General features: G+C 62.0%; 21 protein-coding genes. 11 read left to right on the top strand and 10 right to left on the bottom strand.

Features of this window, described 5'->3' with window-relative positions; translation table 11 throughout:
* Positions 1–33: 33 nt before the first annotated feature.
* The 5 genes from BLP10_RS06480 to mnmE form a co-directional block, all read right to left on the bottom strand.
* Entirely contained in the window at positions 34–921 is an 888-nt protein-coding gene (locus tag BLP10_RS06480) for a ParB/RepB/Spo0J family partition protein (protein ID WP_091132215.1), read from the bottom strand.
* An 18-nt stretch (positions 922–939) separates the two neighbouring features.
* Positions 940–1,779 carry a ParA family protein gene (locus BLP10_RS06485; RefSeq protein ID WP_091132219.1) on the bottom strand — a complete coding sequence of 280 codons (840 nt, stop codon included), beginning with the start codon at positions 1,777–1,779 and terminating at the stop codon, positions 940–942.
* Positions 1,776–2,402 (bottom strand): 16S rRNA (guanine(527)-N(7))-methyltransferase RsmG, encoded by a 627-nt coding sequence (gene rsmG / locus BLP10_RS06490; protein WP_091132224.1) that lies wholly within the window; start codon positions 2,400–2,402, stop codon positions 1,776–1,778. The genes BLP10_RS06485 and rsmG overlap by 4 nt, the downstream gene beginning before the upstream one ends.
* On the bottom strand, positions 2,399–4,300 hold the full coding sequence (gene mnmG, locus BLP10_RS06495) for a tRNA uridine-5-carboxymethylaminomethyl(34) synthesis enzyme MnmG (RefSeq protein WP_244510426.1): 1,902 nt from the start codon (positions 4,298–4,300) through the stop codon (positions 2,399–2,401). The genes rsmG and mnmG overlap by 4 nt, the downstream gene beginning before the upstream one ends.
* Before the next feature lie 202 nt (positions 4,301–4,502).
* Positions 4,503–5,813: a tRNA uridine-5-carboxymethylaminomethyl(34) synthesis GTPase MnmE gene (gene mnmE / locus BLP10_RS06500; RefSeq protein ID WP_091132230.1), complete on the bottom strand. Its 1,311-nt coding sequence runs from the start codon at positions 5,811–5,813 to the stop codon at positions 4,503–4,505.
* A 137-nt stretch (positions 5,814–5,950) separates the two neighbouring features.
* On the opposite strand from mnmE, the gene BLP10_RS06505 reads away from it, so the two are divergent.
* Positions 5,951–7,957, top strand: a complete 2,007-nt coding sequence (locus BLP10_RS06505) for a thioredoxin domain-containing protein (RefSeq protein WP_091132233.1) — start codon at positions 5,951–5,953, stop codon at positions 7,955–7,957.
* Between the two features lie 213 nt (positions 7,958–8,170).
* On the opposite strand, the gene rho is transcribed toward BLP10_RS06505, so the two are convergent.
* From rho to hemE, 3 genes are all read right to left on the bottom strand, one after another.
* Positions 8,171–9,436, bottom strand: a complete 1,266-nt coding sequence (gene rho / locus BLP10_RS06510; RefSeq protein ID WP_091132236.1) for a transcription termination factor Rho — start codon at positions 9,434–9,436, stop codon at positions 8,171–8,173.
* A gap of 322 nt (positions 9,437–9,758) precedes the next feature.
* Complete coding sequence (gene hemJ, locus BLP10_RS06515; RefSeq protein WP_425286939.1) at positions 9,759–10,184, bottom strand: protoporphyrinogen oxidase HemJ; 426 nt, start codon at positions 10,182–10,184, stop codon at positions 9,759–9,761.
* Between the two features lie 5 nt (positions 10,185–10,189).
* A complete protein-coding gene (gene hemE / locus BLP10_RS06520) occupies positions 10,190–11,227 on the bottom strand; it encodes a uroporphyrinogen decarboxylase (protein WP_091132240.1) in 1,038 nt (345 codons plus the stop codon).
* Positions 11,228–11,739: 512 nt separating this feature from the next.
* Between hemE and BLP10_RS06525 the strand changes: the two genes are divergently transcribed.
* The 5 genes from BLP10_RS06525 to dnaQ are packed head-to-tail and all read left to right on the top strand — an operon-like array spanning position 11,740 to position 15,389.
* Entirely contained in the window at positions 11,740–12,573 is an 834-nt protein-coding gene (locus BLP10_RS06525; RefSeq protein ID WP_091132243.1) for a pyruvate, water dikinase regulatory protein, read from the top strand.
* Between the two features lie 4 nt (positions 12,574–12,577).
* Positions 12,578–13,195: a Maf family protein gene (locus BLP10_RS06530; RefSeq protein ID WP_091132246.1), complete on the top strand. Its 618-nt coding sequence runs from the start codon at positions 12,578–12,580 to the stop codon at positions 13,193–13,195.
* A gap of 12 nt (positions 13,196–13,207) precedes the next feature.
* The gene (locus BLP10_RS06535) at positions 13,208–14,056 is read left to right on the top strand and encodes a shikimate dehydrogenase (protein ID WP_091132253.1); all 849 of its coding nucleotides are present in this window, start codon (positions 13,208–13,210) and stop codon (positions 14,054–14,056) included.
* The gene (gene coaE, locus BLP10_RS06540) at positions 14,053–14,661 is read left to right on the top strand and encodes a dephospho-CoA kinase (RefSeq protein WP_091132257.1); all 609 of its coding nucleotides are present in this window, start codon (positions 14,053–14,055) and stop codon (positions 14,659–14,661) included. The genes BLP10_RS06535 and coaE overlap by 4 nt, the downstream gene beginning before the upstream one ends.
* Positions 14,662–14,663: 2 nt before the next feature.
* Positions 14,664–15,389, top strand: a complete 726-nt coding sequence (gene dnaQ / locus BLP10_RS06545; RefSeq protein WP_091132261.1) for a DNA polymerase III subunit epsilon — start codon at positions 14,664–14,666, stop codon at positions 15,387–15,389.
* A 153-nt stretch (positions 15,390–15,542) separates the two neighbouring features.
* Here the strand turns inward: dnaQ and secB are convergent, their stop codons facing one another.
* The gene (gene secB, locus BLP10_RS06550; RefSeq protein ID WP_091132265.1) at positions 15,543–16,028 is read right to left on the bottom strand and encodes a protein-export chaperone SecB; all 486 of its coding nucleotides are present in this window, start codon (positions 16,026–16,028) and stop codon (positions 15,543–15,545) included.
* Between the two features lie 264 nt (positions 16,029–16,292).
* Between secB and BLP10_RS06555 the strand changes: the two genes are divergently transcribed.
* The 5 genes from BLP10_RS06555 to BLP10_RS06575 all read left to right on the top strand — a co-directional run bounded on the left by BLP10_RS06555 (position 16,293) and on the right by BLP10_RS06575 (position 20,238).
* Positions 16,293–17,015: a Tim44/TimA family putative adaptor protein gene (locus tag BLP10_RS06555; RefSeq protein ID WP_091132268.1), complete on the top strand. Its 723-nt coding sequence runs from the start codon at positions 16,293–16,295 to the stop codon at positions 17,013–17,015.
* A complete protein-coding gene (gene mltA / locus BLP10_RS06560) occupies positions 17,012–18,184 on the top strand; it encodes a murein transglycosylase A (RefSeq protein ID WP_091132271.1) in 1,173 nt (390 codons plus the stop codon). Before BLP10_RS06555 ends, mltA begins: the two co-directional genes overlap by 4 nt.
* Positions 18,181–18,750 carry a Smr/MutS family protein gene (locus tag BLP10_RS06565; RefSeq protein ID WP_091132274.1) on the top strand — a complete coding sequence of 190 codons (570 nt, stop codon included), beginning with the start codon at positions 18,181–18,183 and terminating at the stop codon, positions 18,748–18,750. The genes mltA and BLP10_RS06565 overlap by 4 nt, the downstream gene beginning before the upstream one ends.
* 5 nt (positions 18,751–18,755) lie before the next feature.
* Positions 18,756–19,163: a helix-turn-helix domain-containing protein gene (locus BLP10_RS06570; protein ID WP_091132277.1), complete on the top strand. Its 408-nt coding sequence runs from the start codon at positions 18,756–18,758 to the stop codon at positions 19,161–19,163.
* Between the two features lie 73 nt (positions 19,164–19,236).
* Positions 19,237–20,238, top strand: a complete 1,002-nt coding sequence (locus BLP10_RS06575) for an adenosine kinase (RefSeq protein ID WP_091132281.1) — start codon at positions 19,237–19,239, stop codon at positions 20,236–20,238.
* On the opposite strand, the gene BLP10_RS06580 is transcribed toward BLP10_RS06575, so the two are convergent.
* A complete protein-coding gene (locus tag BLP10_RS06580; protein ID WP_091132286.1) occupies positions 20,235–20,942 on the bottom strand; it encodes a gamma-glutamylcyclotransferase in 708 nt (235 codons plus the stop codon). The genes BLP10_RS06575 and BLP10_RS06580 overlap by 4 nt on opposite strands.
* Positions 20,943–20,946 lie beyond the last annotated feature (4 nt).

Consider the following 20,946-nt stretch of genomic DNA (forward strand, 5'->3'; position numbering starts at 1 on the left):
TTACTCCCATCATGCAACGGCTCCCGCGCAACGTTACGGATTCAACCGCCGGCACAGTCCGTCGAGCTGCTCCAAGGTCTTGTAGCGAATGCGCAATTCGCCACCGTTACCCTTGTGATCGATGGAAACTGTGAGGCCGAGCACATCCTGAAGCACACGCTCCAGAGCGCGGGTATCCGGATCTTTTTCCACCTTTGACGGCTTGGCGGAGGACTTCGTGTCGAGCTTTGCCGGCTCGGCGCTTTCGGCTTGGGCGATAGCCTCGACCTGGCGCACGCTCATGCCCTGGTCCATCACCTGCTTGGCGACGGAGACCGGGTCTTTCACGGCGAGCAACGCCCGGCCGTGACCGGCGGAGAGCTTGCGGTCGACAAGCAGCTTCTTCACCGGATCGGGCAGATCGCTCAGGCGCATCATGTTGGCGATGTGGCTGCGGCTCTTGCCGATAATTTTCGAGAGGTTCTCCTGCGTGTAGGAGAATTCGGCCATCAGGCGCGCATAACCTTCCGCCTCCTCGATGGGATTGAGGTCGGCACGCTGAACGTTTTCGAGAATGGCGTATTCGAGTGAGGTCTTGTCGTCGATATTGACGATGACCACCGGCACCTCGTGCAGGCCGGCCTTCTGCGATGCGCGCCAGCGCCGCTCACCGGCGACGATCTCGTAAGTATCGACCTTGTTCGGCAGAGGCCGGACGACGATGGGCTGGATGATGCCGCGATCCTTGATCGATTGGGTCAGCTCCTGCAGCTCCGCATCCTCGAACACCTTGCGCGGGTTGCGCGGATTGGGAACGAGAAACTCGACAGGCACTTTCTTCTGCCCGCCCTTGTTGCTGCCCTGCATGGTGCCCATCTCGGCGCCAACTTCGCCGATCAGTGCGGCCAAGCCCCGGCCGAGCGACTTCGCTTCTTTTGCCATTGTCTGTCTCTAACTGTGTTATGCGGCGCGCAAGGCGCGTTCACGCTGAATGATTTCGGATGCCAAACGGAGATAGGCTTGCGAGCCGGTGCATTTGATGTCGTAGAGCAGAACCGGCTTGCCGTGGGACGGTGCTTCCGACACGCGCACGTTGCGCGGTATCATCGTCTCATAGACCTTGTCGCCCATGAACTCGCGAACGTCGGCCACCACCTGCCCCGACAGGTTGTTGCGAGGGTCGAACATGGTGAGCACCACGCCATGGATCGTCAGGTCAGGATTGAGCGCCGAACGGACCTGCTCGACCGTCTTCAGCAACTGGCTGAGGCCCTCTAGAGCAAAAAATTCGCATTGTAGAGGCACCAGGACTGCGTCAGCAGCGGTCAAGGCGTTGATGGTCAGAAGATTTAGGGAAGGCGGACAGTCGATCAAAATGTAGGTAAACGGTTCGCTTACTTCTGAGGCTGCCAAAGCCCGAATCGCGGTCCGAAGACGATGGGCACGGTCCCGCTCGCTGGCGATCTCCAATTCGATGCCCAAGAGGTCGAGAGTCGAGGGAGCAACGTAAAGAGCAGGCACCGCAGTCTCTGTGATGCTCTCCTGAAGAGAGGCTTCGCCGGCCAGCACATGATAGGTCGAGACCTGACGGCTCTTGCGGTCGATCCCAAGACCCGTCGAGGCATTGCCCTGCGGATCGAGATCGATGATCAGCACCTTCTCGCCGATTGCGGCGAGGGCCGTCCCAAGATTGATGGCCGTCGTGGTCTTGCCGACGCCGCCCTTCTGGTTGGCGAGCACGAGGATACGCGGGTTCACACCACGCGCTCCAGCTTGAGGTTCGCTGCGGTCGGTCATCATGAGTGGCTCTCGATGGAGGTTATGCGAATAATCCTGGCGTCAGAATCGGTGCGGCTCGGCAGGACATCTGCTTCGAATGTCCACCTTTTCCGGGCCTCGGTCAATTCAGACTCGGCGTCACGCCCCTTGGGAAAGAGGCCGGTTGTCCCCGCTTTCAACATGGGCTCAGTCCATTCCAGCAACTGAGTTAATGAGGCGAGAGCCCGCGCGGAGACGACGTCGACTTGGCCGACAAGAGTAGGAACGATGGTTTCCAGCCGTGCGGCATGCACTGTAACGGCGGACCCGGTAAGGCGCGCGACATGTCGGAGGAAGGAGCATTTCCGGGAATTGCTCTCGACGAGTTGCACCTTCAGCCCCCTCTCCTGCCCCACAATGGCGACGACTAGGCCTGGGAAACCCGCACCGGAGCCGAGATCAACCCAAGTCTTGGCATCAGGAGCGAGCTCGAGCAGCTGGAGGGAATCGACGATATGCCGGTCCCAGATTTGGTCGAGAGTCGCAGGGCCAACAAGGTTCTTGATCACCTGCCAGCGGCGAAGCTCTTGCTCCAGGATCTGGAGCTTCTCTTGTGTTTCACGTGAAACATTCAATGCGGTACGGGACGAAACAGCTGCGCTCATTGTATCGCCGCTTTCTCCAAGCGAGACACGCGCGTACCCGATTTCTTGGCATGAGCCGCAAGAAGCGTCAGCGCAGCAGGAGTGATACCCTCGATACGGGCGGCCTGACCAAGGGTCTTGGGTCGAACGAGCACGAGCTTGGCTTTAATCTCATTCGAAAGGCCAGGAAGCCCCTGAAAATCGAGGCCCTCCTCAAGCACGATCCCCTCATCCCGCCGATAGGCGGCAATATCGGCCTGCTGGCGATCCAGATAAACGGCATAGGTCGCGTCCGTCTCCAACCGTTCCTGAACCTGCGGGCTCGCAGATGAAAGGTCGGGCCAAACCTTGGCAAGATCACTCCAGCCAATGGTCGGATAGGAGAGGAGCTGATAGGCGCTCCGGCGAACGCCGTCCTGATTCAGGTTCAAACCCTGACGGGAAGCCTCTTGCGGGGTCAGGCTCAAGCTCTGGAGTTTCTCGCGAAGGGAGCTGATCTCATCCTGCGACCGGCGAAAATGCGCCCCGCGCGCTGAACCAACGCAACCGATTTCCAGACCCTTTCCGGTCAGGCGCTCATCCACGTTATCGATACGCAGGCTCAGACGGTATTCCGAGCGCGACGTGAACATCCGATAGGGCTCGCTCACGCCTCGGGTAATCAGATCGTCGATCAAAACGCCGATATAAGATTCGGCACGGTCAAAGACCACACTCTCCTGCCCGGCAGCACTGCGAGCAGCATTGATTCCGGCCACCAGCCCCTGAGCCCCCGCCTCCTCATAGCCCGTCGTGCCATTGATCTGGCCGGCGAGGAAAAGACCTTTGACGGCCTTCGTCTCAAGCCCGGACGTCAGGTTACGGGGGTCCACATAATCGTATTCAATGGCATAGGCAGGCTGGAGCATCCGCACCTTTTCGAGGCCGGGAATATGCTTGAGGAACTCCAGCTGAACTTCTTCCGGAAGAGAGGTCGAGATACCATTGGGGTAGACCGTGATATCATCGAGGCCTTCCGGCTCAAGGAAAATCTGGTGTCCGTCACGGTCGCCGAAGCGCACCACCTTGTCCTCAATGGAGGGGCAATAGCGCGGACCAGTGCCCTGGATATCGCCGGAATACATGGCGGAGCGGTGCAGGTTGCCTCTGATCAGCTCATGAACCTTGGCAGTCGTGCGGGTAATGCCGCATTCGATCTGGGGCGTGGTGATCCTGTCCGTCAGCAACGAGAACGGCACCGGATCATCATCCGCTGCCTGCTTGTCGACCCCAGCCCAGTCGATCGTCCGCCCATCGAGACGAGGCGGCGTACCGGTCTTGAGACGGCCGAGGGTAAAGCCGAGGCGGGCGAAGGTCTTCGGCAGCCCAAGCGACGGGCGCTCGCCCATTCGCCCTGCAGGGATCTTCTTCTCACCGATATGGATGAGCCCGGACAGGAAAGTCCCGGTCGTGATGACCACAGCGCCGGTTGCAAGCGTTCTGCCATCGGCTAGGAGCAGGCCGCTCACGCGGCCGTCGTGAACGACGAGATCATCCGCCTCCCCTTCCACGATGGTGAGGTTTGCCGTCTGCAGAAGTTCAGCCTGCATGGCGCGCGCATAGAGCTTGCGATCCGCCTGTGTGCGGGGTCCGCGCACGGCAGGTCCCTTGCGGCGGTTGAGCAGGCGGAACTGGATGCCGGCCTTGTCCGCGAGGCGGCCCATGACGCCATCAAGAGCATCGATCTCGCGCACGAGGTGACCCTTGCCGAGACCGCCGATGGCCGGGTTGCAGGACATGGCGCCGACAGTCGCGAGCTTGTGCGTGACAAGAGCCGTGCGCGCGCCCATGCGTGCCGAAGCAGCGGCCGCTTCGGCACCGGCATGGCCACCACCGACCACGACCACATCAAACGTGTCAGGCGTAGAAATCTGACTCACTGGAAACTCCATGCCTGGGGCATATGACGGCGCAGCGAAGAGGTCAAAAGGGCAAAATGTTCCACGTGAAACATTTCCCTGGCCCGCCGGTTCTGCACACAATTCACACAGGCTATCCAGATCGGATTCAGCACCATTCAACCGATTCGTGAACAGCTCTCCTGAAGACTCGCACAGATTCGCCGTATCGTTACCGACGATATCATTTCCCTATGCAAAAGCTGGAAAACAACCGATCCAGCACGTCCTCGACATCCACACGGCCGGTGATTTCACCCACTGCGCGCGCTGCAAGACGAACTTCTTCAGCTGCAAGCTCCAATGGGCCATGGGTTGCTAACAGGGTGCGTCCAGCCTCCAGGGAGTGATGAGCGCGCTCAAGAGCCTTGCGGTGACGCTCGCGGGTGAGGATGGCATCGCCCTGTCCCAAAGCAGCCTCAGCCTCATGTTCGAGGGCCGCAATGAGTTGCGGAAGCCCCTCCCCTGTAGAGGCAGAGATCGAAACGTCACAATCGTGACGCTTCCGATTCAAATCGGCCTTAGTGCCGATTCTGAGAAGACGGCGAGCCTGGGGAGCGTCCGTCTCCGCTCCTTCCGGAGGGATGAGCCACAGCACGAGATCTGCGTTCTGGGCGCGGGCGCGGGCGCGCGAGACCCCTTCCTGCTCGATGACGTCACCGCTCTCACGCAGGCCCGCCGTATCGACGATCACCACAGGAAGACCGCCGAGATCGCAATGGACTTCGATCACATCACGGGTCGTTCCAGCGATCGGAGAGACGATAGCCACGTCGCGCCGGGCAAGGGCATTCAGGAGGGTAGATTTGCCGGCATTCGGAGGACCTGCGAGCACGACGGTGAAGCCTTCCCTCAGGCGCTCGCCGCTGCGGTTGGCTAGGGCCTGCCCGATCTCGGCACGAAGATCGTCGAGCCGCCCCAGAATGTCGGCCTCCAGATCCTCCGGCACGTCGCCCTCATCGGAAAAGTCGAGGCTCGCTTCAAGCAGGGCGAGCGCCTGGAGGATGCCTTCGCGCCAGCGCTCGGCGGCATTGCCGAGACGGCCTTCGAGCTGGAGCATGGCCTGCCGACGCTGAGCCTCCGTCTCCGCATCGATCACATCCGCGAGGCCTTCGACCTGCGAAAGGTCCATGCGCCCGTTCAGGAAAGCCCGACGGGTGAACTCGCCCGCCTCCGCCGGGCGGCAATGCGGGATGGCGCCAAGGGCCTTCAGCACCGCGGATCGTGTCGCGAGACCGCCGTGGATATGGAGTTCGGCCTGATCCTCCCCCGTGAAGCTGCGCGGACCCGGCATCCAGAGGACGAGGGCTTGGTCGAGGGGTTCACCGGTTTGGGGCTCTCGCAGGATCCGAACGGCGGCATGGCGCGGCTCCGGCACCGAACCGCCAAGGCTCTCCAGAATGGTCCGGCTCTCCGGTCCGCTGATCCGAATGATGCACACGGCGGCGCGGCCATGGCCGGAAGCGGTGGCGAAGATGGTGTCATCCGAGCGCATGAGCTTGAACCTTTATGGACCTCTTCGGAGATCGAGCGATTATGGTTGAAGAACGCTTAACGGGAGGCAGGGCAAAGATCGATACCGATCCGAGTCGACTTGCCCTTTCCCATGATGCCTCATTGGGAGCAGGATCCATGAACCGCCTCGGGAATGCCAGTTCGCCGTATCTCCTGCAGCACCGCGACAATCCTGTCCATTGGTGGGAATGGGGACCGGAAGCCTTGGCCGAGGCGAAACGGCGAAACAAGCCGATCCTCATTTCCATCGGCTATGCAGCCTGCCATTGGTGTCACGTGATGGCCCACGAGAGTTTTGAAGACCCTGAGGTGGCGGCGGTCATGAATGAGCTTTACGTGAACATCAAGGTCGACCGGGAAGAGCGACCGGATGTGGACCATGTCTATATGAGCGCGCTCCATCTCCTCGGCGAGCAGGGCGGCTGGCCGCTGACCATGTTCCTGACTCCCGACGGCGAGCCTTTCTGGGGCGGCACCTACTTCCCGAAGGAACCCCGTTTCGGACGTCCGGGCTTCGTGCAGGTGCTCAACGAGATCAGCCGTCTCTATCACGCGGAACCGGAGCGCATTCTCAAAAATCGGGATGCCCTAAAAACGCATCTGTCGAAAGGCACGGATTCGGACGGCGGCACCTTGGGTCTCGCCGATCTCGACCGGATGGGTCTGCGCCTGTCGGAACTGATCGACACGCAGCATGGCGGATTGCAGGGCGCGCCGAAATTTCCAAATCCACCGATCCTCGAGTATCTGCTGCGCTATGCCCGTCGCGCCGGCGACACTGACGCCCGCGCAAAATTTCTTCTCACTTTGGAGCAGATGGCGCTCGGCGGGATTCGCGATCACCTCGGCGGAGGTTTCGCCCGCTATTCCGTGGATGAGCGGTGGCTCGTACCGCATTTCGAGAAGATGCTCTACGACAACGCGCAGCTCCTGGAACTCTATGCGCTCGCTTATGCGGAGACCGGTCGCGCGCTCTTCAAGGATGCGGCGGAGGGGATTGTCACTTGGCTCGAACGCGAGATGGTGACGAAGGAAGGCGCATTCGCCTCGAGCCTCGATGCGGATTCGGAAGGCGAAGAGGGCCGCTTCTACGTATGGAATCTCGCCGAGGTGCGAGAGGTGCTGGGCGAAGAAGATGCCGCCTTCTTCGCGAAGGTCTATGACATTTCCGATGAGGGAAATTTCGAGGGCCATAACATCCCGAACCGGCTCATCACCGGCGAGGCCCCTCCCCCCGTCGAAGTACGTCTTGCGATCATGCGTGCGAAACTGCTGGAGCGGCGATCCACTCGGGTTCGTCCCGGACTCGACGACAAGGTGCTCGCGGATTGGAATGGCCTGATGATTACGGCGCTCGTGCGCGCTGCTCCGCTCCTCGACCATCCGGAATGGATCGCGCTCGCTCGGCGCTCTTATCGTTTCATCTCCGATTCGATGAGGCGCGAAGGACGGCTCGGACATTCATGGCGCGAAGGCTCTCTCATCTTTCCAGGCTTCGCCCTCGATCATGCCGCGATGATGCGGGCAGCCCTCGCCTTGCATGAAATCACGCGGGACGCTTCCTATCTGCGCGATGCCGAAACCTGGCGCGATGTGCTGCTCGATGAATTCATGATCGAGGAAAGCGGATGTCTCGCCATGACCGCCAAGGGAGCTGACCCTTTGGTCGTCAGGCCGCAGCCCACTCATGACGAAGCCGTACCCAATGCCAATGGCGTGTTCGCGGAGGCTCTCGTCCGGCTCGCGCAGATCACGGAAACGCAGCACGATCATCAGCGCGCAACGGAGATTCTCGCCCAGCTTGTCGGCATAGCCCGCTCCTCTCCGCTCGGGCACACCTCGATCCTCAACGCCCTCGATCTGCACCTGCGGAGCCTGAGCATTCTCGTCACGGGAAACGATGCGGAGCCGCTTCACATGGGAGCGATGCAAGTGCCTTATCTCGACCGAAGCGTACGGTGGCTGCACCCGGGGGAGATTCTCGATGAAAATCATCCGGCGCGATCCCTCGCCTCGTCGGGCAGTGGAGCACAAGCTCTTGTCTGCGCCGGTCAACGCTGCTCGCTTCCGGTCTCGACAGTGGAGGCCATGAAAGCTCAGGTGCAGGAGATGCTGTCGCCATAGGAACAGGCAGGCCGCCCAGCGCTTTCACCTCCGACAAAGCTGGAAGCGACGATGTTCTTTTTCTTCTCAAACCGGATCGGCTGTGCAGGCTCGCTCCTGGTTTCCGTTGGCCTCACCCTGCTCATCCTGTTCATAATGGGAGTGTTTTGACCAAACAAAAACCCCACCCTCTTGTCGGAGGATGGGGCCATGTTCGAAGCCGGATAAAGCGGCTCAGGTATTCATCGAGTCGAAGAACTCGCTGTTCGACTTGGTCTGACGCAGCTTGTCGAGCAGGAACTCGATGGCGTCCACCGTGCCCATCGGGTTAAGGATGCGGCGCAGCACGTACATCTTCTTGAGCGTGTCGCTCGGGACCAGCAGCTCTTCCTTACGGGTGCCGGAACGGGTGATGTCGATGGCCGGGAAGGTGCGCTTGTCGGCAACCTTGCGGTCAAGGATGATTTCCGAGTTGCCGGTGCCCTTGAACTCTTCGAAGATCACCTCGTCCATGCGCGAGCCGGTATCGATCAGCGCGGTGGCGATGATGGTGAGCGAACCGCCCTCCTCGATGTTGCGCGCCGCACCGAAGAAACGCTTCGGGCGCTGAAGCGCATTGGCGTCCACACCGCCGGTCAGCACCTTGCCGGAGGACGGCACCACCGTGTTGTAGGCGCGGCCCAGGCGCGTGATCGAGTCGAGGAGGATGACCACGTCGCGGCCATGCTCGACGAGGCGCTTGGCCTTCTCGATCACCATCTCGGCCACCTGCACATGGCGGGTCGCCGGCTCGTCGAAGGTGGAGGCCACGACCTCGCCCTTCACCGAGCGCTGCATGTCGGTGACTTCCTCGGGGCGCTCGTCGATAAGCAGCACGATGAGGTAGCACTCGGGGTGGTTGGTGGTGATCGACTGCGCCACGTTCTGCATGAGAACGGTCTTACCGGTACGCGGCGGCGCGACGATGAGCGCGCGCTGGCCCTTACCGATGGGCGAGACGATATCGATGATGCGCGGCGAGAAATCCTTGCGCGTCGGATCGTCGATCTCGAGCTTGAAGCGCTCATGCGGGAAGAGCGGCGTCAGGTTGTCGAAATGCACCTTGTGCCGGATCTTCTCGGGATCCTCGAAATTGATCGTGTTGACCTTGAGCAGCGCGAAGTAGCGCTCGCCCTCCTTCGGTCCCCGGATCGGGCCGTCCACCGTATCGCCGGTGCGCAGTCCGAAACGGCGGATCTGGCTGGGCGACACATAGATGTCGTCGGGACCAGGCAGGTAGTTCGAATCGGCCGAGCGGAGGAAGCCGAAGCCGTCCTGCAGCACCTCGACCACGCCCGCGCCGATGATCTCCACCTCACGCGCGGCAAGCTGCTTGAGGATGGCGAACATGAGCTCCTGCTTGCGCATCGTGCTCGCGTTCTCGACCTCGAGCTCCTCGGCGAAGGTGATGAGTTCGGTAGGGGTTTTGGATTTCAGGTCTTGAAGTTTGATTTCCCTCATCGGGGAACACTCTCGGGGTAAAATGCGCGGATGAGAAACTGCGCGGGGAGATCAGGGGAAAGTTCGACAGGGCCGCTCCGTTCACCAGAGGTGACTTGAAAGAGCCCTGGGGGCCCGTGCAGCGCAACCTGTCTTTTTATGGAAGAGGAGTTCTTTATAGCCGCGTTCGCGGATTTTCTCAAGTCCTGTTTGGATATTCCCGAACAGGAGCGAGCCTCGCCCTCAGGAGCGGGGCGTCTCGAAGGGTAATCGTCTCCAGTGTCCCTGGAGCCTCCTTCGAGACGCCGCTACTCGGTTCGAACAGTGTTTTTGTCAGGTACCCTTAGAACGGCTTCACGATCACCAGGATCACGATGCCGATCATCAGCACCGTCGGCACCTCGTTGAGGATGCGATAGTACTTCGCAGGCTTGGTGTTCTTGTCCGCGGCGAAGTCCTTTAGGCGGCGGACATAGACGCCGTGCAGGCCCGACATGATCAGCACGAGGGCGATCTTCGCGTGCATCCAGCCGGACTTATACCAGCCGCCGTCCCAGAGGAGGTAAAGGCCGAGCACCCAGGTGACGATCATCGCCGGATTGATGATCGCCTTCAAGAGCCGCCGCTCCATGATCTTGAAGGTTTCGGACTGGATCGAACCCCTTGGCGTATCGGCGTGATAGACGAAAAGGCGCGGCAGATAGAGCATGCCCGCCATCCAGGCGATCACGGCAATGACGTGAAACGCTTTCAGCCACAGATACAGCATCGTTCTTAAGCCCCCCGAACGCGAGCGATCATCTGCTCGACATGCGCGATCGGCGTCTCCGGCAGGATGCCGTGGCCGAGATTGAAGATATGCGGCCGGCCCCGCACGGCCTGAAGGATATGGTCGATCCCCTGCTCCATCGGCACGCCGCCAGCGATCAGCGCGAGCGGATCGAGATTGCCCTGGGTAGCGAGACTGCCTGGAAGGGTCGGCAGCACGAGAGCCGGATCGAGGGTCCAGTCAAGGGCCAGGGCGTCGCCGATCCCGGCCGAGGCGAAGCGGTGAAGGTTCGCGCCGCCGCCGCGCACGAAGACGATGACCTTGGCCTGAGGCCGGACGGCCTTCAAGCCTTCCACCATTCGGCGGATCGGATTGAGGGAGAGCCTGTCGAAGAGAGCGGGCGGCAGGGCCGAACCGAAGCTCTCGAAGATCTGGACCGCTTCCGCGCCCGCATCGATCTGGCGGATGAGATAAGCGGTGGAGGCCCGCACCAGCCGGTCGATGAGCGCGTCCATGAACGCGGGATCGCGATAGGCGGTGATCCGGGCGGGCGCCTGGTCCGGTGTGCCCTTGCCGGCGATCATGTAGCTCGCCACCGTCCAGGGAGCGCCGCAGAAGCCGAGAAGGGTCGTCTCCTTGGGAAGGGACTTGCTCAATCGGTCGAGGGTTTCGAAGACCGGATCGAGGCGCTCCAGCGGCAGTTCCTCGGCAAGCCTCGAAAAATCCTGCTCCGAGGTGACCGGATCGAGCTTGGGCCCCTCATTCTCTACGAAGCGCACGTCCTGGCCGAGCGCATGAGGAATGACCAGGATGTCGGAGAACAGGATCGAGGCATCGAAGCCGAAACGGCGGATCGGCTGGAGCGTCACCTCTTCGGCAAGCCTTGGATTGTAGCAGAGGTCGAGAAAGGACCCTGCCTGTTTCCGGGTTTCCTTGTATTCCGGCAGATAACGGCCGGCTTGGCGCATGATCCAGATCGGCAGAGGCCAAACAGGTTCTCCGTTCAGCACGCGGAGGATCGCTTTGGTGGGACGCTCGCTCACAGGCCCTCTCAAATAAGAATAATCTTTGAATCTAAGAATCTGATGTTTCTCTTGGGCCGTGAATCGCAAAGCCGCAACCCCGTCCACAACCCTTCCACATAGGGCAGGCGGTTAACTGTTCATTAATGGTTGGGGCGTGCCTGCCTCAATCATTTCCGAATTCTTAAACCTTAACAGCCCGTTAACGAATTTGAACGGAAGGTTAACGTCACGTTGAAACATGATTCGTGCCGGATTCCCCCATCTGTGAGAATTCAGACTCACACATGAGGTTGAATTGTTGATGGTTCCCCCGGCTGATCACAGCCCCTCCCGCTGGAGCCCGAAAAGGAGGCGTTCTATCCACATTTATCGACTCCTGCGCACCGAGCGCGCCGCTCCAGAGGATGGGACCCAAAAGTGGATTTGCACTTTTGGGATAAAACCCGATGCTGCTTTCTATATAAGAGCGCATCGTCTAAGCGGAAAACCGGATCGCTTTCCGAACGATGCGCTAGCCTGGGAGATCCGCCGTGGCGGGACGCAGCTACTTCCATCTCCATCTCGTGTCCGACTCGACCGGCGAGACCCTGATCACTGTCGCCCGCGCGGTGGTGGCGCAATATGAAGGGGTAGCCGCCATCGAGCATGTCTATCCGCTCGTGCGTTCGACCACGCAGCTCGAGCGCGTGCTCTCAGAAATCGAAACCGCGCCGGGCATCGTGCTCTATACCCTTGTGGACAACGACCTGACGACCCGCTTGGAAGAGGTCTGCCGCGCTACCGGCTCGCCCTATCTCTCCGTGCTGGAGCCCGTGCACCAGATGATCTCGTCCTATCTCGGCACGCATTCCACCGCCCGGCCCGGTGCGCAGCACATGCTGAACGCGGAATATTTCAAGCGCATCGACGCCATGAACTTCACGCTCCTCCACGACGACGGGCACTTGCCCGACGATCTGGACGATGCGGATGTGATCCTCATGGGGGTGAGCCGCACCTCGAAGACGCCGACGGCCATCTACCTCGCCAATCGTGGGTTGAAGACGGCCAATTTTCCTCTCGTTCCGGAAATGCCGCTGCCGCCGAAACTGGAAGCCTCCAGAAAGGCTCTCATCGTCGGTCTCGTGGCGACGCCGGAACGCATCGTGCAGATCCGGCAGAACAGGCTGCTCAGCCTGAAGGCGGATGACGATACATCCTATGTGGACCGCGACTCGGTGGCGGAGGAAATCGCGGCCTCGCGGCGTCTCTTCGCCCGCCATGGCTGGCCGGTGATCGATGTGACACGCCGTTCCATCGAGGAGACGGCGGCGGCGATCATCGATCTGTATCGCGACCATCGCCTGAAATTCATTGCCGAGTAAAACCGTGCCCGCGCTCTGGTCTCCATCGGAAAAACTTCTTCTTGCCTCCACCAGCGCAACGCGTCTTGCGCTGCTGGTGAGCGCAGGTTTGTCCGTCGAGACGCAAAGTCCGAATGTGGACGAACGGGCGGTCGAAGAAGCGGCGCAATCCGAGAAGCTCGATCCGCTCTCCCTCGCTGCGCGCCTTGCCGCCGAGAAAGCGGTTGCCGTGAGCCTTCGTCACCCGGAACGCGTGGTGCTCGGCGCCGACCAGGTTCTCGCCTGCGGCGGAACAATCTTTCACAAGGCGGCGAACCGCGAAGCCGCGCGCCGGCATCTGCAGGCGCTCGCCGGGAAAAGTCATGCACTCCATTCCGCCGGCGCCATCGCCATCGGCGGGAGGGTGGTGGAGAGCTTCAACGCGACCGCCATCCTCACCATGCGGCCGCTGACCGACGAAGCCATCGACCTCTATCTCGAACTCGCGGGCCCGGACGTGCTCCACAGCGTCGGCATCTATCAATACGAGAGCTTCGGAGTTCACCTGTTCGAATCCGTCGAGGGCGACCATTCCACCATTCTGGGGCTTCCCCTGCTCCCGCTTCTCTCCGCTTTGCGCCGTCTCGGCTGCCTTGCTCTTTAGGATTCCCGCGTCATGACCAAGGCCTTCATCGTTGGCCATCCGATCAAGCATTCCCGCTCGCCGCTCATTCACGGATTCTGGCTGAAGCAGCACGGGATCACCGGGTCCTATGAGCGCATCGACGTGGAGCCTGTGAATTTCGGGAATTTCCTGAACAGTTTTCATGGGCAGGGCTTCGCCGGAGGCAATGTCACGATCCCGCACAAGGAGGCTGCCTTCGCGGGCGTTGCGCGAAAGACCGGACGTGCTGAGCGCCTGAAGGCGGTCAACACCATCTGGATCGAGAACGGAGAGCTGTGGGGCGACAACACGGATGTCCTCGGCTTCATGACCAATCTCGATCTGACCCTGGGGACAGGATGGGAACAGGATGTGGATATTGCGCTCATTCTCGGTGCCGGCGGCGCCGCGCGCGGCATCGTCGCGGGTCTGCAGGATCGGCCGATCAAGCGCATCTTCATCGTCAACCGCACAATCGCGAAGGCTGAAGAACTCGTGCGCGATCTTGCGCGATACGGCTCGGTCGAACTGAAGGCGCTTTCCTGGGAGGATCTCGATCAGGCGCTCGGTCGATCGCAGCTCATCGTCAACACCACGTCGCTGGGCATGGCGGGGCAGGCGCCGTTGCATCTCGATCTCGCCAAGGCGCCAGGCAAGGCGATTGTCTCCGACATCGTCTATGTGCCGCTGAAAACGCCCCTGCTCGCTGCAGCGGAAGCGCACGGATTGCGCATTGTCGACGGGCTGGGGATGTTGCTGCACCAGGCGGTTCCCGGTTTCGAGCGCTGGTTCGGCGTGAAACCCGAAGTGACGCCGGAACTGCGCGCATTGATCGTCGCCGATCTCGAGAGCGCGAAATGACCTTCGTGCTCGGACTGACCGGCTCCATCGGCATGGGAAAATCGGCAACCGCCGACCTCTTCCGCCGCCTTGGCGTTCCTGTCTACGACGCGGATGCCGCCGTTCACGCGCTTTATCGGGGACGCGCCGCGCCGCTGATCGAGAAAGCCTTTCCGGGAACAGTGAATGACGGCGTAGTGGATCGCCGAAGGCTCGCCGATGCCGTGCTCAACGATGCAGAGAAGCTGAAGCAGCTGGAAGGCATCGTGCATCCGCTGGTGCGTGAGGAAGAGGAAAATTTTCTGACGCGCGTTTCAACAGCTTCCCTCGCCGTGCTCGATATCCCGCTTCTGTTCGAGATGAAGGGTGAGAAGCGCTGCGATGCCGTTCTCGTCGTCACCGCACCGGAAGACGTGCAGCGTCAGCGTGTCATGGCGCGCGCAGGCATGACGGAAGAGACTTTTCATACAATCCTGCGTAAACAGATGCCCGATGCGCAGAAGCGCCAGCGCGCGCATTTTCTTGTCGATACCAGCCGCGGCTTTGCTTCCGCCGAGGCTCAGGTGCGTTCTATTCTGGTCTGTCTCGCGGGGCGGCCGGGCCGCCGCAGATTTGTGAGTGTTTGACGATGTTGCGTGAGATTGTTCTCGATACCGAAACCACCGGCACCGATCACGCCAAGGGCGACCGGATCGTCGAAATCGGCTGCGTCGAGCTGCTCAATCACATTCCGACGGGCAAGACCTATCACGTCTACATCAACCCCGAATGCCCGGTTCATCCCGGCGCATTCGCCGTCCATGGACTGAGCGACGAATTCCTCGCCGACAAGCCGGTCTTCGCTGCGATCGCTGACGAGTTCTACGATTTTATCCGCGACGGGCGTCTCGTCATTCACAACGCCCCCTTCGACATCGGCTTCATCAATGCGGAATTCGCGCGAACGGGCCATCCGCAGCTCAGCCTGCCGGATGTAGTCGACACGCTCATCATGGCGCGCCGCAAGCATCCCGGCGCAGCGAACAACCTGGATGCGCTCTGCTCGCGCTACGGCATCGACAATTCCAAGCGCACCAAGCACGGCGCGCTTCTCGATTCCGAGATTCTCGCGGAAGTCTATATTGAGCTGATCGGCGGACGGCAGGTGGGCTTCGATCTATCCGCCCAGCCCGTCAAGAGCGGCGCCATGGCCATGAGAGGGGATGCGAACGCACGGCGTGAGGCCAAGCCCCGTCCCATGATTTCGCGCCTCACGGATGAAGAACGCGCTGCGCATGCAGCCTTCATCGAGCAGCTCGGCGCAACCTCGCTCTGGCGCGAATATCTCGGTGAGGCCTCGCCGGAAGCGTCGTAAGAAGGTGCCTGCCGACCAACGGCTGCCCCCATTCCTGAGGCGCCTCGCCTTTCAAGACGGGCTGCGCCGTAGGGCGTGAGGCGTCGTTATGGGCAATAAAAAAGGCGGAGCAGTCGCCCGCTCCGCCTTTGATCAGGAAAACGAAAAACCGTCTTACGAGAGGGTCTGGCCGCCCTGCTCGGCCTGCATCTCGGACGCGCGCTGGCGGTAGAGAGCCACGAAGTCGATCGGGTCGATGTAGAGGGGCGGGAAGCCGCCGTTGCGCACCGAATCCGCCACGATCTGACGGGCGAAGGGGAAGAGCAGGCGCGGGCACTCGATCATCACCACCGGATGCAGCTGGTCCTGCGGGATGTTCTGGACGCGGAACACGCCCGAATAGGTGAGCTCGAAGGCAAACAGCACATCGTTGCCGACCTTGGCATTGCCCTCGAGGGTGAGATCCACCTCGAAATCGGCCTCAGCCAGCTGCTTGGCGTTCACATTGACCTGCAGGTTGATCTGCGGGCCTTCCGACTGCTGCTGGAGGGAGCGGGGAGCGTTGGGGTTCTCGAACGAGAAATCCTTGCAGTACTGCGCAAGGGCGTTCAGCGCGGGCATGCCGCCGGGCGCTCCGTTGTTTGCCGGGTTGTCGGCCATGGTTTCATGCTCCGAAGAGAGGGTAATCGATCGACCCGGACGGGGCGCTTCACGGATGAAGGCACCTGATCGGCAACGGGCCATGGATCCTCGCGCTATCATGTTTCCGCCCAAGGAAGCAAGATTTGCACGCCTCCTTCGCTTGTCGCGAGGAGAGGTGGATGTTACGACCGGAAGACCCCATATGCAAAGGAACACATCCTTTCAACTCGGGGTAACGCCCGGCGCCAGCTGGGATTCCGGCAGGCTCACAACGGATCGACGATGCAGGATTCCTTCGACATCACGACCCTTATTTTCATCGTACTGGCCATCTTCGTCATTTGGCGTCTCCGCTCGGTGCTCGGACAGAAGACCGGCAATGAGCAGCCCCCCTTCGATCCGCTGTCGCGCCGCGATGCCCCCTTACGTCCCGGCAATCCGCCGGCCGAGCCGGATCACAATGTAGTGCGCCTTCCGGGTGCCAACGGCGCCCGTCCGGCGGCCGAGGTCCAGACTGCCGAGCGCTGGAAGGGCTTCGCCGAACCCGGCACGCCGATGGCTGCGGCCCTCGACAGCATCTCCCGCACCGAGCCCGGCTTCGATCCCGGAACCTTCCTGGAAGGAGCCAAGGGCGCTTACGAGATGATCGTCACGAGCTTTGCCACGGGCGACCGCAAGACGCTCAAGGATCTCCTCTCCCGCGAGGTCTATGAGGGCTTCGAGCGCGCCATCACCGAGCGCGAGCAGCGCGGCGAGCGTGTCGAGACTACCTTCGTCTCCATCGACAAGGCCGAGATGGCTGGAGCCGAGGTCTACGGCAAGACCGCCCAGATCGTGGTGCGCTTCGTCTCCCAGCTCATCACCGTGACCCGCGACACATCCGGCACAGTGGTGGATGGAAGCCCGGATCAGGTGGCCGAGGTCACCGATGTGTGGACCTTCGCCCGCCAGCTCGGCAGCCGCGATCCCAACTGGCAGCTCGTCGCGACCGAAGCGGGGCAATGAGGCATGCGGGGCGAGCCCTTCTCGCGTGCCTTCTCGCCTGGACTCTGACCATGCCGGAGGCCGAGGCCGCATCCCGTCTGGCCGCCCAGGCGCGCCTTGAGGCTCTTTCCTTCAAGGATCTCGATTCCTGGGCGGAAGACGATCATGCCGCCGCCTTCAAGGCCTTCCTGCGCTCTTGCCGCGCTCTCGATTCGAGCGCTGCCGAGTTGCGCCCGGCGCAAAGCCCCAACCGAGAGCTTCTCGCGATCTGCCGCAAGGCCCTCGAGCACGAAAACCTGCCGCGTACTGAGGCGCGCCGTTTCTTCGAGACGCATTTCCAGCCTTTCGCCGTCGTCCCCCATTCAGGCAGGGGCTTTCTCACAGGCTATTACGAGCCTGAGTTCCTCGGCTCCCGCACGCCCGATTCCCATTACAAAGTGCCCCTGCTCGCGCGGCCGGACGATCTCGTAACCGTCCCGCAAGGGCAAACCCTGCCCGGCATCGACAAGGGTCTTCAGGCCGCGCGCCGGACAGCCAAAGGCTACGAGCCCTATCCCGACCGCGCCGCCATCGAGGACGGCGCCCTGGGACCGCTCGCCAAGCCTGTCGTCTATCTTCGCGAACCGGGGGAAGCCTTCATCATTCATGTGCAGGGCTCGTCCCGCATCCGCCTCACGGACGGGTCGGTCATGCGCGTAGCCTATGCGGGGCGCAACGGGCATCCTTACACCTCCATCGGCCGCGTGCTGGTGCAGCGGGGCGAGATGGATCTTGAAACCATGACGCTCGCCAAGCTCATGGGCTGGCTCAAGGACAATCTCGGCCCTGCCCGGGAGCTGATGCGCCAGAACCAATCCTATATCTTCTTCCGCGAGGCCGATGAGCTTGCGCCCGAGGACGGGCCTATCGGCGGCGCGGGCTTTCCATTGGTGCCCGGCCGCAGCCTGGCCGTCGACCGTGGGCTCTGGGGATATGGCCTGCCCTTCTGGCTCGAGGGCGACCTGCCTTTTACCCTCGACAGGTCCGAACCCCTGCGCCGCCTCATGATCGCGCAGGATACGGGCTCGGCCATCGTCGGCCCCGCGCGGGGTGACTTCTTTTTCGGCAGCGGAGAGGAGGCCGGCATCCGCGCCGGTCTGCTGCGTCACACCACGCGTTTCGTGGTCCTCAAGCCCAAAGCCAGGCGATGACCAGGCGCCGCGCCCGGAATCTGAGCCCCGAGGAGCGGAGGCTCTGGTCGCACGTGGCGCGCCATGTGAAGCCCATGAAGGGCAAGATGCCTCCTCCGGAGCCCGAGCCGGACGAAGAACCAGCAGCACCCCCTGCCCGGCAGGTTGCGCTGAAGCCTGCCGCCCTGCCTGCGCTTCCTCCCCAGCCGAAAGCACCGTCGCTGCCGCCCCTCGCCCCTGTGGAACGCAAGACGCTCCAGGCCCTGCGCCGGGGCCGGAAGGATGTGGACAGCGTCATCGATCTGCACGGCATGCGCCAGGAAGAGGCGCATTTCGCGCTCATCGGCTTCCTGCACCGGGCGCAGAATTCCGGCCACAGCGTCGTGCTGGTGATCACCGGCAAAGGCGGGGCAGCTGTCAGCAGCGGCCTCTACGAGGAGCGCGGCGTGTTGCGCCGCATAGTGCCCCATTGGCTGCGACTTCCGGATCTCAGATCTCTTGTGGTCGGCTTCGAGGAAGCCTCTCCCCAACACGGCGGTTCCGGTGCACTCTATGTCAGGCTCCGCCGCAGGCGGGGCGCGGGATAACTTTCATGACCCCCTTTGGCGAACGGGTGCGGCAGCTGCGCCGCGAGCGCGGATTGATGTTGAAAGACATGGCCGCCCATCTCGGCGTGTCGAGCGCCTATCTTTCGGCCCTGGAGCGCGGCGAGCGCGGTAAGCCCACCTGGGCTCTCATTCAGGGCGTTCTGCAGTATTTCCATATCATCTGGGACGAGGCGGATGAGCTGACGCGGCTTGCCGACCTCTCCGATCCGCGCGTGAAGATCGAGACCGCCAGCATGGACCCCAAGGCGACGCTTCTCGCCAACCGCCTCGCCCGGGAGATCCGCCATCTCTCGGAAGGCGAACTCGAGGACATGCTCGCCATTCTCGATCACGCCCAGAGCCGCGAGCGGCGAACGCCCGTCCCGATCCAGGCCGTGCAGGATGCAGTCTAGGTTGGCTTAAGCCTTGACCCGCTGGGCGCTGGATGCCAAAGCGCCCCATCCTTTTGCAACATCGTGGTCATCCATGTCCCATACCCGCATCGACGTGCTCACGCTCGGCAACGCCATCGTTGACGTGCTCGCCCATACCGACGAGGCCTTCCTGCTCCAGAAGAAGGTGCATAAGGGCGCCATGCAGCTCATCGACGAGGCTCGCGCCGAGGAGCTCTACGGGGACATGGGTCCGGCGATCATCGTGTCGGGCGGCTCGGGCGCCAATACGGCGGCGGGCGTGGCGTCTTTCGGCGTGAAGGCGGGCTTCATCGGCAAGGTGAAGAACGACGAGACGGGCAAGCTCTTCGCGCACGACCTCAAGGCCATCGACGTGCATTACGACGTGGCTCCGGCGCAGGATGGCCCCGCCACCGCGCGCAGCTTCATCCTGGTGACGCCGGACGGCGAGCGCACCATGAACACCTATCTCGGCGCCTGCCAGAACCTGACCCCCGATGACGTGAACCCGGAGACCGTGCGCGCCTCCTCCATCGTCTATCTCGAAGGATATCTCTGGGACCCGCCGCTCGCGAAGGAAGCCTTCCGCAAAGCAGTGAAGATCGCCCATGAGGCCGGCAACAAGGTGGCGCTGACCCTCTCCGACGCCTTCTGCGTCGACCGCTACCGCGACGAGTTCCTCGGCCTCATGCGCGACGGCAGCCTCGACATTCTGTTCGCCAATATCCACGAGCTGCAGAGCCTTTACGGCACCTCCTCGCCCGAGGCCGCTCTGGCCGCCCTGCGTGAGGAAAAGGTGCTCGGTGCCATTACCCGCTCGGCGGACGGCGCGCTTGTGGTCAGCCGCGGCGAGACGCTGGCCGTTCCGGCTTTTCCGGTCGAGCGCGTGGTCGACACCACCGGCGCGGGCGATCTCTTCGCCTCCGGCTTCCTCACCGGTCTCGTGCAGAACATGGAGCTTGCCGATTGCGCCCGCCTCGGCGGCCTGGCGGCGGCGGAAATCATCAGCCACCTCGGCGCGCGCCCGCAGACGAATCTGCGCGAGCTGGCGCAGCAACAGGGTCTGCTTGGTTAAGGACCGGCCCCGTTTTCTTTCAACACGGCAATTCTGGCGGCAACCAGCTTCTGCAGCCGCCAGAGATTGCTGTCGTGAATACCGTTCTCTTCCAGATGCACGACGGTGTTGTGCAGATATTCCGCGCCTGATCCCCAATGGCCGCAGGCTTTTGCCAGTGCCTCGGACACATCCTCAAGCGTAAGTCTTCCGACATAAGCAGGCGCCTGCCTGTTCATGACGAACGCGATGGCTGTGACAGGGCCCTCTTCAGTCGCAACCTTGATCCAGCGTGGCATGCTGTTTGCCGGTTTCACGGTGAACTCGCGACGGAACAGCTTTCCCAACTGCTCGCTGAGATTGTGCCCCGGAAGTCGATAAAGCATTCCCTGGCACTGCCCGCCGCGATCCATCGCCATCATGAGCCCAGGCTGCTCCCGCGTGGCGCGCCAGCGTGTGATCCGGAAACAGAAGGATCGGTGCCACCCATGTGCCGTACCTCGTCGGGCCTCGATATGCTCGACTTCAGGCTTCCAGATCAGCGATCCATAGGCGAAAAGCCAAGCATCCTTCCCAGGTGGATGCGATGCGAGCATCCTGGCAACGATGGAATCATAGTCTTCGGACGTGTGATAGAGCAGTCCCGGCTCAGGACCAGGATCCTCGAGCGGGCGATGACAGAACGCGACAAGGTTGGGCGTGAGCGCCATTTGCCGGTGTTTCATGCGG

Source organism: Microvirga guangxiensis (assembly GCF_900102135.1).
Classification (GTDB): Bacteria; Pseudomonadota; Alphaproteobacteria; order Rhizobiales; family Beijerinckiaceae; genus Microvirga; species Microvirga guangxiensis.

Coding starts and splice junctions, on each gene's coding strand:
- BLP10_RS06480 (WP_091132215.1), bottom strand. CDS start 921: ATGGCAAAAGAAGCGAAGTCGCTCGGCCGGGGCTTGGCCGCACTGATC.
- BLP10_RS06485 (WP_091132219.1), bottom strand. CDS start 1,779: ATGATGACCGACCGCAGCGAACCTCAAGCTGGAGCGCGTGGTGTGAAC.
- rsmG (WP_091132224.1), bottom strand. CDS start 2,402: ATGAGCGCAGCTGTTTCGTCCCGTACCGCATTGAATGTTTCACGTGAA.
- mnmE (WP_091132230.1), bottom strand. CDS start 5,813: ATGCGCTCGGATGACACCATCTTCGCCACCGCTTCCGGCCATGGCCGC.
- BLP10_RS06505 (WP_091132233.1), top strand. CDS start 5,951: ATGAACCGCCTCGGGAATGCCAGTTCGCCGTATCTCCTGCAGCACCGC.
- rho (WP_091132236.1), bottom strand. CDS start 9,436: ATGAGGGAAATCAAACTTCAAGACCTGAAATCCAAAACCCCTACCGAA.
- hemJ (WP_425286939.1), bottom strand. CDS start 10,184: ATGCTGTATCTGTGGCTGAAAGCGTTTCACGTCATTGCCGTGATCGCC.
- BLP10_RS06535 (WP_091132253.1), top strand. CDS start 13,208: ATGACCAAGGCCTTCATCGTTGGCCATCCGATCAAGCATTCCCGCTCG.
- coaE (WP_091132257.1), top strand. CDS start 14,053: ATGACCTTCGTGCTCGGACTGACCGGCTCCATCGGCATGGGAAAATCG.
- dnaQ (WP_091132261.1), top strand. CDS start 14,664: ATGTTGCGTGAGATTGTTCTCGATACCGAAACCACCGGCACCGATCAC.
- secB (WP_091132265.1), bottom strand. CDS start 16,028: ATGGCCGACAACCCGGCAAACAACGGAGCGCCCGGCGGCATGCCCGCG.
- BLP10_RS06555 (WP_091132268.1), top strand. CDS start 16,293: ATGCAGGATTCCTTCGACATCACGACCCTTATTTTCATCGTACTGGCC.
- mltA (WP_091132271.1), top strand. CDS start 17,012: ATGAGGCATGCGGGGCGAGCCCTTCTCGCGTGCCTTCTCGCCTGGACT.
- BLP10_RS06565 (WP_091132274.1), top strand. CDS start 18,181: ATGACCAGGCGCCGCGCCCGGAATCTGAGCCCCGAGGAGCGGAGGCTC.
- BLP10_RS06570 (WP_091132277.1), top strand. CDS start 18,756: ATGACCCCCTTTGGCGAACGGGTGCGGCAGCTGCGCCGCGAGCGCGGA.
- BLP10_RS06575 (WP_091132281.1), top strand. CDS start 19,237: ATGTCCCATACCCGCATCGACGTGCTCACGCTCGGCAACGCCATCGTT.
- BLP10_RS06580 (WP_091132286.1), bottom strand. CDS start 20,942: ATGAAACACCGGCAAATGGCGCTCACGCCCAACCTTGTCGCGTTCTGT.